Source organism: Roseomonas aerilata DSM 19363 (assembly GCF_000711725.1).
Taxonomy (GTDB): Bacteria; Pseudomonadota; Alphaproteobacteria; order Acetobacterales; family Acetobacteraceae; genus Roseomonas; species Roseomonas aerilata.
Window position 1 is genome coordinate 273,406 of the sequence record NZ_JONP01000001.1, and the last position, 12,779, is coordinate 286,184.

A 12,779-nucleotide genomic window follows, 5' to 3' on the forward strand; every position below is an offset into this window, starting at 1 on the left:
CGGTGGTCTCGTAAGCGGGCTTTCGGGCTGCGGAACTCCTTTCCTGCGCCGGCATCCCCTGTTTGGGGCAGGGCATCATCGCCGTGATTCGGTAAAGAGGGGATTGATGCGGCCCTCCCGCGGGGCGACAGGGGCGGGCGGTCACGCTATGTTCCGGTGATGAGCGCCTCTTCGAACCAGGATCGGATCACGGCCGGCAACCGGCAGGAGGAGGACGCGGCCGAGGCCACGCTTCGCCCCCAGACCCTGGCCGACTTCACGGGCCAGCCGGCGCTGCGGGAGAACCTCTCGGTCTTCGTGCAGGCGGCGCGGGCGCGCGGTGATGCGCTGGATCATGTGCTGCTGTTCGGCCCGCCCGGCCTGGGCAAGACGACGCTTGCGCAGATCGTGGCGCGGGAGCTGGGGGTGGGGTTCCGCGCGACCTCCGGCCCTGTTCTCCAGCGGGCGGGGGACCTGGCGGCGATCCTGACGAACCTGCAGCCGCGGGACGTGCTGTTCGTGGACGAGATTCACCGCCTCCAGCCGGCGATCGAGGAAACCCTCTATCCCGCGATGGAGGACTTTCAGCTCGACCTCATCATCGGCGAGGGACCGGCGGCGCGGACGGTGCGGATCGACCTGCCGCCCTTCACCCTGGTGGGTGCCACGACACGGGCGGGGTTGCTGGCGACGCCGTTGCGGGACCGCTTCGGCATCCCGCTGCGCCTCCAGTTTTACTCGCCGGAGGAGCTGGAGCTGATCGTGGCGCGCGGGGCGCAGAAGCTCGGTTTCGTGCTGACGCCGGACGGGGCGCGGGAGATCGCGCGGCGGGCGCGGGGCACGCCCCGCATCGCCGGGCGGCTGCTGCGGCGCATCCGGGACTTCGCGGCGGTCGCCGGGCGGCCGGCCGACAAGAAGCTGGCGGATTCCGCGCTGGATCGTCTGGAGGTGGACCGACTGGGCCTGGACGCGATGGACCGGCGTTACCTGCGCCGCCTCGCCGACCACCACGGCGGCGGACCGGTGGGCGTGGAAACCCTGGCCGCGGCTCTCGCGGAGAGCCGCGACACGCTGGAGGAGGTGATCGAACCCTACCTCATCCAGGAGGGGCTGATCCTGCGCACCCAGCGCGGGCGCGTGCTGGGGCTGCCGGGATGGAAGCACCTGGGCATGACGCCGCCGCGCAATGCGCTGGCCGCCCAGGGAGATCTGCTGGACGATCCGGGGGCCTGAGGGCTCGGTCTGAGACGGGGTCGCTGGTGACTTCGGGGAAGAGGAGGAAGGGATTCTTCCTCCTCGGTCCCAGCTCTCAGCGCGCCTGGGTGGACGTGTTCCCCGGCGCTGTCGAGCGGCCGGCGACGGAGGGGCCGGCCTGACCGGTGCCGATCTCCGAGTTATTGGGCATGGGGTTGCCGCGGCCGCTCGTGCCCGTGCTGCGGCCCGCTGTGCCAGTGCCAGTGCCAGTGCCAGTGCCGGTGCCCGAAAGGCTGTCGTCGTTGTGGCCGGCGCGGCCGGGGGAGGTGGGGGCCCCGCCGGAGCGCGGCATGGCGCCGGCCGCGGTGCCGCCGGAGGTCGAGCCGACGGCCGGGCCGCTGCTCATGCTGCCACCTGTCTGGGCCTGGGCACCGAGGGCAGTGCCGGCGAGGAGGGCAAGGGCGAGGGTGGCGTGCTTCATGGCTGCCATGGGCTGTCTCCCGTTCTTCCGTGCGGCCGGTTCGCGGGACCGCAGGATGGGATAACGGCCGGGACCGGCATTCTTTGACGCAGAACTGTCGGTCAGGTTCACGTCTCCCGGAGCCGGGGCGCGGTGCGGCGGCCACCGTGGCGCGGAAACCCTTTCGAATCCCGCCTGCACCCCTGGCAGCGAGGCGCGAAGGGCGCTAGGGCGCGGCGCATGGAAGTGCATCGCTTCTCGCTTCGCGTCTATTTCGAGGACACCGATGCGGGCGGCGTGGCCTACCATGCGAACTACCTTCGCTGGGCGGAGCGGGCCCGGACGGAATCCTTGCGCGACATTGGGTTGCCGCATTCGCTTATGATGGAGCGTCACCGTTCGTTGCTTGTGGTGCGGCGCATCGAAGTAGCGTATTTGCGGCCCGCGCGGCTCGACGATGCGGTGGTGGTGGAGACGCGGGTGCTGAAGGCTGGCGCCGCCTCGGTGGATGTCGGGCAGGACGTGTTGGCGGCCGACGGGGGGATGCTGGCGCGCCTGAAGGTCGGGCTTGTCTGCGTCTCGCAGGACACGCTGCGGCCGGTGGCTCTGCCGGAGCCCTGGCGCTCGGCCCTCGGGCCAGCGGTGGGGCCGGCGGAGGGGCGGGGCGACTAGCCGCTTCGCGCTGGGACGGCGCCGCGGGGACGGCGCGCCGCGGGGCGGTTGGCCTGGCGGGATAATGGAATGACCGCTCCCGGGGGGGATGCGGTGGTAGCGCCCCGGTCTGGGGCGAGGGGATGAGGAGACCGCCCGTGGGTGGTGTGACTGCGCAGAACCTGGCCGCGGCCGGGCACGACCTCTCTCTCTGGGGGCTCTTCCTCCAGGCGGACTGGGTGGTGAAGGCCGTGATGATCGGGCTGCTGATCGCCAGCATCTGGGTCTGGGCCATCGTCTTCGAGAAGTGGAACACCATGCGGCGCGTGAACCGCGCGGCGGACGCCTTCGAGGACAAGTTCTGGTCGGGCGGCAGCCTGGAGGACCTCTACCGCACGGATGGCGAGCGCCCGACGCACCCGATGGCCGCCGTGTTCGGCGCGGGGATGCGGGAGTGGCAGCGCTCCGCCGATGGCGGCGCGACCGGCGTGCTCGCGCTCACCGGCATGAAGGAGCGGTCCGAGCGGGCGATGAACGTGGCCGTGGGTCGCGAGATGGACGGGCTCGAGAAGTGGATGACCTTCCTCGCCTCCGTCGGCTCCGTCGGGCCCTTCATCGGTCTGTTCGGTACGGTCTGGGGCATCATGAACTCCTTCTCGGCGATCGCCGGGATGAACAACACGAACCTCGCGGTGGTGGCGCCGGGCATCGCGGAGGCGCTGTTCGCGACCGCGATCGGTCTCGTGGCCGCCATTCCGGCCGTGCTCGCCTACAACAAGATCAACGTGGACCTCTCGCGCTTCTCCGGCCGGCTGGAGGCCTTCTCGGCGGAGTTCGGCGCGATCCTGTCCCGCCAGGCCGAGGAGGCGCCGGCCTCCGTGCCGACCTCCGGCGCCCGTCAGACGGCCCAGGTCTGATCCGGTGGCCGTCTCCCTGAACGCGGGCGGCGGGCGCGGCGGGCGCCGCCGCCGCCGGCCCATGGCCGAGATCAACGTCACCCCGATGGTGGACGTGATGCTCGTGCTGCTCATCATCTTCATGGTGGCGGCGCCGCTGATGACTGTCGGCGTGCCGGTGGACCTGCCCAAGACGAACGCGGCCGCGCTCAACCAGGAGCAGGAGCCGCTGACGATCACGGTGAACCCCGAGGGCAAGATCTTCCTGCAGGAGACGGAGGTGCAGGCCGAGAACCTCGTGCCGCAGCTCCAGGCGATCATGGCGAACCAGCCCCAAGGCCAGCCGGAGCGGCGCATCTTCGTGCGAGGCGACCGTGCGATCGCGTACGGCCGGATCATGGAGGTGATGGGCATCGTCTCCTCCGCCGGCTTCTCGCGCGTGGCGCTGCTGGCCGAGCAGCCGGCGGGCCAGCCGGCGCGCGGTGCCGCGCCGGCCCGTGGCGCGGCACCGCCGGCCCGTCCGGCGGGCACGCCGCAGCGCTAGGACCCGCCATGGCGTCGGAGATCACAGTCTGGGCGGATGGCGGCACCTCGGAGAGCCGCCTCCGGAACTGGGTGGCGGCCTCGCTGCTGCTGCACGCCCTGGTGGCGGCACTGCTGATGGCGGAGCTGCCCGGCCGCAAGATCCCCGAGCCATTGGAGGAGGCAATCCCGGTCGAGGTGGTGGTGCCGGAGGTGCCGCAGCTCTCGGAAGCGCCGGAGCCGCTGCCGCTGCCCGCGCCGCCCGTGCCCGCACCGCCGACGCCGAACGCGGCGCCGACCCCGCCCGAGCCGCCGCGCGCCGAGGCGCCCGCGCCGCTGCCACCGCCCCCGCCGCCGAACCCGGCCGCACCGGCCCCGGCCGCGCCGCCGCCCGCCGCGCCGGTGGAGGCCCTGCCGATGCCAGCGCCGCCGCCGCCCCCGGCGCAGAGCCAGGCCGCAGCCCCAGCGCCCACGCCGCCGATGCCGACCCCACCGGCCCAGGCCGCGGCGCCGACGCCCCCGACGCCAGCGCCCGCGCCGACGCCGCCGGTGCCGACTCCGCCCGCGCAGACAGCGGCGCCGCCCGCGCCCACGCCGCCGCCGCGCCCGGCCACGCCCGCGCCCACGCCGCAGCCGGCGCCGGTCCAGGCGCAGCCGGTCGCGCCGCCGCTTCCCTTGCCGCTGCCGCCCGCGCCACCGGCGCCTGACGCGATCCGGCAGGCCCAGCCCGCGCCGGCGCCGACCCCGCCGCAGCAGCAGGCCGCGGCGCCCGCGCCGACACCGCCGCCGGCCCCGACCCCGCCGCGCCCGGCGCCGCAGCCTCAGGCGGCCGCGCCGACTCCGCCTGCGCCGCCGGCACCTCCCGCCCCGTCTCGCCCGGCCCCCGCACCGGCTCCGGCTCCGGCGGCGACGCCGGCACCGGCGCGGCCGAGCCCGGCGCCGCCGCAGCAGGCGGCCGCACCCGCGCCGCCGGCACCGCCCGCGCCCGCGGCGGCGCCCTCCCGGCCGGCGCCCGCGGCGGCGCAGCAGCACGCCTCGGCGGCGACGCCTTCGCCGGCGGCGCCCGCGCGGCCGAATGCGGTGGCGAACCAGGCGCCGGTCCCGCCGGCGCGGGAGAGCAACGCGCGGCCCGGCACGGGGCAGACCCCGCCCGTGGCAAACCCGGCCGAGCGCAGCAATTCCGTGCAGAGCACGCTTGAGCGCCTGCGCGCCCAGGCGGCTGCCTCCGCGGCTGCGCGGCCGCGGCCCAGCGCCCCGGCCGCGGCGGCTCCGGGCGGCGGCGCGCCGACCGGCGCCGCGCAGCTCACGGCCGGAGAGGTGCGCGGGGTGGCCGACAAGATCAGCGAGTGCTGGTCCGTCGATGCCGGCGCGCCAGGCCTCGAGAGCATCGTGGTCGAGCTTCGCGTGGAGGCCGATGCGGCCGGCGTGGTTCGCGTGGTGCGCCCGGCCGGAAGCGTGCCGACCGAGCCGCGCGCCCGCGCGGTGTTCGAGGCCGCGCGGCGGGCTCTGATGGACCCGAAATGCTCCCCGCTGCCTTTCCCGCGGGACAAGCTGGCGGCCATCAACACCGCGACCTTCCGCTTTAATCCGCGCGGGCTGACGCGGTGAGGCAAGGCCTGCGCGCCATCAATCCGAAGGGCGGACGGGGCGTCGTGCGGCGGGGTGGGTTGCGCCCCCGCGCCGCATCGGCTTCATCCGCCCCTCGCAACACCGAGGGTTTCCATCCATGATGACGACCGACCGGCGCGGCCTGATTTTGGGCGGGGCCGCGCTGCTCACGGTGCCAGCGGCGGCCCGTGCCCAGGGAAGCAGCCAGGGCGCGGTGATCGACATCACCCGCGCGCGGACGGACCCGATCCCGATCGCGGTGCCGGCGCTGGCGGGCGGCGGCGGGCGTGGGGCGGATATTGCCCGCGTGATCGGGGCAAACCTGCGCAACTCCGGGCTGTTCCGCCCCGTGGACAATGCCGCCTTCATCCAGAGCGCCGAGGCCGCGGCCGCGACACCGCGCTTCCAGGACTGGCGGGTGATCGGGGCCAACGCGCTGGTGACCGGCCGGGTGGAAGACCAGGGCGGGCGGCTGCGCGTGGAGTTCCGGCTGTGGGACGTGCTGCCGGAGCAGCAGATCCAGGGCACCGCCTTCACCGCCCCGGCCGCGCAGTGGCGCCGGATCGCGCACCTGATCTCCGACGTGATCTACGAGCGGCTGCTGGGCGAGAAGGGCTATTTCGACACGCGCATCGTCTACGTGGCCGAGAGCGGGCCGCGGGACCGGCGGACGCGCAGGCTGGCGATCATGGACCAGGACGGGGAGAACAACCGCTTCCTGACCGACGGCTCCTTCCAGGTTCTCTCGCCGCGCTTCCACCCGAACGCGCAGCAGATCGTGTTCATGTCCTATTTCCAGAACACGCCGCGGGTTTACCTGTTTGATCTCAACAGCGGGCGGTCCGAGGTGCTCGGGCAGTTCCCGGGGATGACGCTCTCGCCGCGCTTCAGCCCGGATGGGCGGACGGTCGTGCTCTCCTATGCGCGGAACAACGACGCGAACATCGTGGCGGTGGATGTGGGCTCGCGCTCTCAGCGGCAGCTCACCTCCGGCAACGGGCTGGACGTCTCGCCCTGCTACAACCCGGACGGCACGCAGATCGTGTTCAACTCCGACCGGGGCGGCGACCAGCAGCTCTATGTCATGGACGCGGGCGGCGGCGGGGCGCGGCGCATCTCCTTCGGGCGCGGGCGCTACGCGACGCCGGTCTGGTCGCCGCGCGGGGACCTGATCGCCTTCACGCGCATCTCGGGTGGGCAGTTCGGGATCGGCGTGATGCGGCCGGACGGCTCCGGGGAGCGCATCCTGTCGGAGGGCTGGGGCATGGAGGGGCCGACCTTCGCGCCGAACGGCCGGGTGCTCGCCTTCTATCGGGAGAGTCAGGCGCGCGGGGCGCGGGGCGAGGGCTACTCGGCCCGTCTTTCCCAGATCGACATCACCGGCTTCAACGAGCGGCAGATCGTCACGCCGACGGACGCGACCGACCCGTCCTGGTCGCCGCTGCTTGCCTGATTTTTGCTACACACCCTTAACGATTTTTAGGAGAAGTAGAGAGATGAACGCGAAGATCCTGGGTGCGCTCGGCGCTCTGGCCCTGCTGGCGGCCTGCTCGTCCGACGACGCGAGCAACGCGGCGGCGACGGGTGCGGGCGGCTCCGGCGGGCTGGCCGGCGGCGCCGGCATGGGCAGCGCGCGCCCGGGCAGCCAGGAGGACCTGGTGGCCAGTGTCGGCGACCGCGTGTTCTTCGACACGGACAGCACCCAGGTGCGCGCCGATGGCCGCTCCACGCTCGAGCGGCAGGCCGCCTGGCTCGCCCGCTACCCGCAGGTGAGCGTCTATATGGAAGGCCATGCGGACGAGCGCGGGACCCGCGAGTACAACCTCGCCCTCGGCCAGCGCCGCGCCAACGCGGCGCGCGACCTGCTGGTGGCGAGCGGCGTTTCCGGCCAGCGGATCCAGACCGTGTCCTACGGCAAGGACCGGCCGGCGGCGCTGGGCTCGGACGAGGCGTCCTGGGCGCAGAACCGGCGCGCGGTGACGACGGTCCGCTGACCGCGGTTGGATGGCCTTCGGGCCGGCGCACCCGTTGCGCGCCGGTCCCGGGGGCGATGACACTGGGCCCGGCCATCCGGGCCGTGGAGGGGTGAGGATGCGCGGACGCGGGTCTTGTCGCCGGAGCGGGCTTCTGCCGCTCCTGCTCGCAGGCGTGGCTGTGGCCGGGCTGATGCCCGGCGCCGCCTGGGCGCAGGCGGAGAGCCGGGAGGGCCTCTACCTCCAGAACCAGATCTTGCAGCTTCGGCAGGAGATGGAACTGATGCGGCGCGCCGGACCTGTCGCGCCGCAGGTGGTGGCGCCGTCGCGTGGCGGCGTGCCCGCGGGCGGGGGGGAGCTGGTCGCCCAGCTGCTCGAGCGCGTGGCGGCGCTGGAGGACGAGGTCCGGCGCCAGCGGGGCCTCGCCGAGCAGGCGGAGTTCCGCAACCGCACGCTCCAGCAGCAGGTCGAGAAGCTGCAGGGCGACGTGGAGTACCGCTTCAACCAGATCGAGAGCCGCGGCGCGGCCGGGGCGGCGCCGGCGGGGCGAGCCGGGGGCGGGCAGCAGGGCGCGCTGAACCCGTCGACACCCTCCGCGCCCGCGGCACCGCCAGCACCGGCTGGGCAGCCGGCGGCGCCCACGCCGCGCACGCCGGAGGTGGCGCTGCGCGAGGGGCAGACGGCGCTGGAGCGGCGTGACTACGCGGCGGCCGAGGCGGCGGCGCGGGAGGTGCTGGCCGCGCGCGCGCCGACGCGGGCGCAGGATGCCGGGATTCTTCTCGGCGATTCGCTGATCGGCAAGCGTGACTACCAGAACGCGGCACTCGCCTATGACGAGGCCTATCGGCGCGCGAAGACCTCCGGCCGGGCACCGGAGGCGATGGTGGGGCTGGCGAACGCCTTCAATGGCTTCGGCGCCAAGCGCGAGGCCTGCCAGACGCTCGACGACCTGCGCAGCCAGTTCCCGCGCGTGCCGGCGAGCCTCGCGGAGCGCGTGGCGGGGGCGCGGCAGAGGGCCGGCTGCCGCTGAACGCGGTTGCTGGCCTGCCCGGTGGCTGGCCTGGAGGCCGGTTTCTCGGCTGCCATGGCCGGGCTGGGGCCCTTCGGGGCGGCGCCGGTGCTGGGCATCGGGGTTTCGGGCGGGCCGCACAGCCTGGCGCTGGCGGTGCTGGCGCGTGGCTGGGCAGCGGCGCGCGGCGGGCGGGTGATCGCGCTGGTCGCGGACCATGGCTTGCGGGAGGACAGTGCGGCGGAGGCTAACGGAGTGGTCCGGCGCCTGTGCAGCATGGGCATCGAGGCGCGACTGCTGTCGCTGGGGCTCTCCCCCGGGCCGGGGCTGCACGAGCGGGCGCGGGCTGCGCGGCTGGCGGCTCTGGCCGAGGGCTGCGAGGCGGCGGGGGCGCCCTGGTTGCTGCTGGGTCACCACCGCGCGGACCAGGCGGAGACGGTGGCCTTCCGCGCGCTCCGTGGTTCCGGCGAGGCGGGGCTGGCGGGCATGGCGGCGGCGCGGCCGGCGGGTGGGGTTCTGGTGCTGCGGCCGTTGCTGGGGGTGGGGCCCGGGGGAATCGAGGAATTCCTGTCCGGGCGGGGGCTGGTGCCGGTGCGCGACCCCTCCAACGGCGACCCGCGCTTCGCTCGGGCGCGGCTGCGGGCGGTGCTGGGGGCTCCCGACGGGCCCGGCGTCGCGGCGCTCGCTGAGGCGGGCGCGGGATTCGCGGCGCGTCGGGAGAGGATGCGGCGGCTGGTGGCGGCGCGGCTGGCGGAGGCGGCGCGCTTCGAGCCGGAGGGCTGGGCGCGGCTGGACCGGGGCGCGCTGGGAATGGATGCGGTCGCGGAGGCGGCGCTCTCGACACTGGTTCGGGCAGTTGGCGGGGGCGGGCATCCGCCGGGGCGGGCGGCGGTCGCGGCGATGCTCGCGCGCGGTGGGGGCAGCCTGGGTGGCGCGGTCTGGCGGGGAGCGGTGCTGTGCCGGGAGCCGGCACGCTGCGCGCCGCCCGTGCCCGCTCTGCCCGGTATCGTGTGGGACGGGCGGTGGAGGGTGGTCGCGGCGCCTGAGGGGGCTGTCGTCGGGGCGCTGGGTGAGGGGGCCGGAAGGGGCCGGATGCCCGCTCTGGTGGCGGCGGGGCTGGCGGCGGTCAGGGATACCGCCGGGCGGCTTCTCGCCGCGCCGGGTCTCCCTGACGGGTGCCACGAGGCTGTGAAGGTCGAATTCCGCCCTATTACTGGACCGGTCGCGTGAAACCGGCTTCATCTGGTGGTTCCCTGTTAGCGATCGCATCCCTATCTTGTTGTGCGAGCCGGTTTCGCCGGCCAAGGATCGGGACCTCCAAGTGAACAATTTCGGTCGCAACCTCGCGCTCTGGGTCATCGTGGCCCTGTTGCTCGTGGCGCTGTTCAATCTGTTCCAGCCCTCGGGCACCTCCTCCGCGCGCGGGATGCAGGTGGCCTATTCGGACTTCCTGAACGAGGTTCAGCAAGGGCATGTGCGGGACGCCACCATTCAGGGGCGGATCGTTTCCGGCCAGCTCCAGGACGGGCGGACCTTCAGCACCTACACGCCTGAGGACCCGCAGCTGATCCAGCGGCTGACGGAAAAGGGCGTGCGCGTCGTCGCGCGGCCCGAGGAGAGCGACGTCAACCCGCTCTTCCAGATCCTTATCTCCTGGTTCCCGATGCTGCTGCTGATCGGCGTCTGGGTCTTCTTCATGCGGCAGATGCAGGGCGGCGGAGGCCGGGCCATGGGCTTCGGCAAGTCCAAGGCGAAGCTGCTGACGGAGAAGTCCGGCCGCGTGACCTTCGAGGACGTGGCGGGCATTGAGGAGGCGAAGGGCGAGCTGGAGGAGATCGTGGAGTTCCTCCGCGACCCCCAGAAGTACCAGCGCCTCGGCGGCAAGATCCCGAAGGGCGTTCTGCTGGTCGGACCTCCGGGCACGGGCAAGACGCTGCTGGCGCGCTCCGTCGCGGGTGAGGCCAACGTGCCCTTCTTCACCATCTCGGGCTCCGACTTCGTGGAGATGTTCGTGGGCGTGGGCGCCAGCCGCGTGCGCGACATGTTCGAGCAGGGCAAGAAGAACGCCCCCTGCATCATCTTCATCGACGAGATCGACGCCGTGGGCCGGCATCGCGGCGCGGGCCTCGGCGGCGGCAATGACGAGCGCGAGCAGACGCTGAACCAGATGCTCGTGGAGATGGACGGCTTCGAGTCGAACGAGGGGGTCATCCTCATCGCCGCGACGAACCGGCCGGACGTGCTCGACCCCGCGCTGCTGCGTCCCGGCCGCTTCGACCGTCAGGTCGTCGTGCCGAACCCGGACGTGAACGGGCGGGAGAAGATCCTGCGGGTGCACATGCGCAAGGTGCCGCTGGCCTCCGACGTGGAGCCGAAGGTGATCGCGCGCGGCACGCCGGGCTTCTCGGGCGCGGATCTCGCCAACCTGGTCAACGAGGCGGCGCTGCTCGCGGCCCGCACCGGGCGCCGGACGGTGGGCATGCACGAGTTCGAGCAGGCGAAGGACAAGGTGCTGATGGGTGCCGAGCGGCGCTCCCTGGTGATGTCCGAGGCCGAGAAGCGGATGACCGCCTATCACGAGGCCGGCCACGCGCTGATGGCGATGAGCGAGGAGGAGTGCGACCCCGTCCACAAGGCCACCATCATCCCGCGCGGGCGCGCGCTGGGCCTGGTGATGTCCCTGCCGGAGGGCGATCGCTACTCCAAGCACAAGTCCAAGATGAATGCCGAGCTGGCCATGGCCATGGGCGGCCGTGTCGCGGAGGAGATCATCTTCGGGCCGGACAAGGTGTCCAATGGCGCTTCCGGCGACATCAAGATGGCGACCGACTTGGCGCGCCGGATGGTCACCGAGTGGGGCATGTCGGACAAGATCGGCATGGTCGCTTATGGCTCGAACGACCAGGAGGTCTTCCTCGGGCACTCGGTGACGCAGTCGAAGAACGTCTCCGAGGCGACGGCGCAGGCGATCGACGGGGAGATCCGCTCGATCATCGATACGGCCTATCAGCGGGCGAAGAAGACGCTGACGGACCGGATCGAGGAGCTGCACCTGCTGGCCAAGGGGCTGCTGGAATACGAGACCCTCTCGGGCGACGAGATCCGGCAGGTTCTGCGCGGCGATCCGGTCGTGCGGGATCGTCCGGACGAGCCGGTGAACCAGGGGCGTGGCAGCGTGCCGACCTCCGGCCGGCCCAATCCGCGGCCCGACGCCGGGGGCATGCAGCCGGCTCCCTCCGGAGCCTGAGGCGGGCTTTCCGCCCACGCCCCCTGGCGCTGGGGACCACGAGACGCTTGAATGGAACGGGGGCCCTCAGTGGCCCCCGTTTCCGTGCGTGACCCCCCGATGCGCCGGATGGCACGGGGGAGGGAGGGACCGATGGCGCGCTGGGTCGAACCGATGGGGCTCCTGCACGGGCGGGGCGCCTTCGCCGCCGTGGCCGCCGGGGCTGCCCTGCCGCTGGAGGGCGGGTCGGCGGCCTTCACGCTGGTGCGGCTGATCGAGGACGGGCGCGCGGCCGGGCTGATGCCGGCGGTGGAGACGCCGGAGGACTGGCAGGAGGCGGTGTTGGCCCTGACCCGGCCGCCCCGCCCCTTCGCGGGCCTGCCCGACATGGCCAGCCTCGGGCGGCCGCTGGTCATGGGGGTTCTGAACGTGACTCCCGACAGCTTTTCCGATGGCGGTAAGCATTTCGACCCTCGTGCGGCGCTGATGGCGGCCGATGCCATGCTGACCGCGGGTGCCGACATGATCGATGTGGGCGGGGAGAGCACCCGCCCCGGTGCGCCGCCGGTGGATGCCGAGACGGAGATGGCGCGGGTGCTTCCGGTGATCCGCGCGATCGCCCGTGACGCACCGGTGAGCGTGGACACGCGCCACGCCGCCACCATGCGGGCCGCGCTGGAGGCGGGGGCCGAGGTGGTGAACGACGTCACCGCCCTTCGCCACGACCCGGAGGCGCTGGCGGTGGCGGCGGAGGCCGGCTGCTCGGTGGTGCTGATGCACATGCCCGGCACCGAGCCCGCGACCATGCAGGAGCACGCCCACTACGCTGACGTGACCCTGGAGGTAACCGAGTTCCTGGCCGGACGGATCGCCGCCTGCGAGGCGGCGGGCATCCCGAGGGAGCGGATCGCGGTCGATCCCGGGATCGGCTTCGGCAAGACGATGGAGCACAACCTTGAGTTGCTCGACCGCCTGCCGATCCTGCTGGGGCTGGGCTGCCCGATACTCGTGGGTGCCTCGCGCAAGCGCTTCATCGGCACGCTGTCCGGGCTGAAGGCGCCGGCGGACCGGATGGCGGGCAGCCTCGGTGTGGCGGTCTCGGCCGCGACGCGGGGGGCGGCTATGCTTCGGGTGCACGACGTGGCGGAGACGGTGGCTGCGCTGCGACTTTGGCGCGCGAGCGTCGCAGGGGTGCCGCAATCCTAAGGCAAGGCTCCCACCGCGACGGGGGTGCTAGGGATGGTTTTGGCGCGGCAGCCGG

General features: G+C 73.3%; 12 protein-coding genes. 11 read left to right on the forward strand and 1 reads right to left on the reverse strand.

The annotated features are described in order from the left end of the window. The first annotated feature begins 159 nt into the window (after positions 1-159). Complete coding sequence (gene ruvB / locus BO39_RS01275; protein WP_052401280.1) at positions 160-1,212, forward strand: Holliday junction branch migration DNA helicase RuvB; 1,053 nt, start codon at positions 160-162, stop codon at positions 1,210-1,212. A gap of 76 nt (positions 1,213-1,288) precedes the next feature. On the opposite strand, the gene BO39_RS01280 is transcribed toward ruvB, so the two are convergent. Further along, complete coding sequence (locus BO39_RS01280) at positions 1,289-1,663, reverse strand: hypothetical protein (protein ID WP_043829200.1); 375 nt, start codon at positions 1,661-1,663, stop codon at positions 1,289-1,291. A gap of 210 nt (positions 1,664-1,873) precedes the next feature. Here BO39_RS01280 and BO39_RS01285 point away from each other — a divergent pair, with 210 nt between their 5' ends. The 10 genes from BO39_RS01285 (at position 1,874) to folP (ending at position 12,724) form a co-directional block, all read left to right on the forward strand. Then, positions 1,874-2,305, forward strand: a complete 432-nt coding sequence (locus tag BO39_RS01285) for a YbgC/FadM family acyl-CoA thioesterase (RefSeq protein WP_043829202.1) — start codon at positions 1,874-1,876, stop codon at positions 2,303-2,305. A gap of 122 nt (positions 2,306-2,427) precedes the next feature. After that, positions 2,428-3,201 carry a protein TolQ gene (tolQ, locus tag BO39_RS01290; protein WP_052401281.1) on the forward strand — a complete coding sequence of 258 codons (774 nt, stop codon included), beginning with the start codon at positions 2,428-2,430 and terminating at the stop codon, positions 3,199-3,201. A gap of 4 nt (positions 3,202-3,205) precedes the next feature. Next, complete coding sequence (gene tolR, locus BO39_RS01295) at positions 3,206-3,724, forward strand: protein TolR (RefSeq protein ID WP_043829204.1); 519 nt, start codon at positions 3,206-3,208, stop codon at positions 3,722-3,724. Positions 3,725-3,732: 8 nt separating this feature from the next. Beyond that, positions 3,733-5,310 carry a hypothetical protein gene (locus BO39_RS29545; RefSeq protein ID WP_052401282.1) on the forward strand — a complete coding sequence of 526 codons (1,578 nt, stop codon included), beginning with the start codon at positions 3,733-3,735 and terminating at the stop codon, positions 5,308-5,310. A 118-nt stretch (positions 5,311-5,428) separates the two neighbouring features. Further along, positions 5,429-6,763 carry a Tol-Pal system beta propeller repeat protein TolB gene (tolB, locus tag BO39_RS01305; RefSeq protein ID WP_043829206.1) on the forward strand — a complete coding sequence of 445 codons (1,335 nt, stop codon included), beginning with the start codon at positions 5,429-5,431 and terminating at the stop codon, positions 6,761-6,763. 43 nt (positions 6,764-6,806) lie between these two features. After that, complete coding sequence (gene pal, locus BO39_RS01310; RefSeq protein WP_043829208.1) at positions 6,807-7,304, forward strand: peptidoglycan-associated lipoprotein Pal; 498 nt, start codon at positions 6,807-6,809, stop codon at positions 7,302-7,304. A gap of 160 nt (positions 7,305-7,464) precedes the next feature. After that, positions 7,465-8,313: a tol-pal system YbgF family protein gene (locus BO39_RS01315; protein WP_211257344.1), complete on the forward strand. Its 849-nt coding sequence runs from the start codon at positions 7,465-7,467 to the stop codon at positions 8,311-8,313. Positions 8,314-8,319: 6 nt separating this feature from the next. Then, positions 8,320-9,522, forward strand: a complete 1,203-nt coding sequence (gene tilS / locus BO39_RS01320; protein WP_052401284.1) for a tRNA lysidine(34) synthetase TilS — start codon at positions 8,320-8,322, stop codon at positions 9,520-9,522. Between the two features lie 91 nt (positions 9,523-9,613). After that, a complete protein-coding gene (gene ftsH, locus BO39_RS01325; RefSeq protein WP_043829210.1) occupies positions 9,614-11,539 on the forward strand; it encodes an ATP-dependent zinc metalloprotease FtsH in 1,926 nt (641 codons plus the stop codon). A gap of 132 nt (positions 11,540-11,671) precedes the next feature. Next, a complete protein-coding gene (gene folP, locus BO39_RS01330) occupies positions 11,672-12,724 on the forward strand; it encodes a dihydropteroate synthase (RefSeq protein WP_043829212.1) in 1,053 nt (350 codons plus the stop codon). The last annotated feature ends 55 nt before the right edge of the window (positions 12,725-12,779 follow it).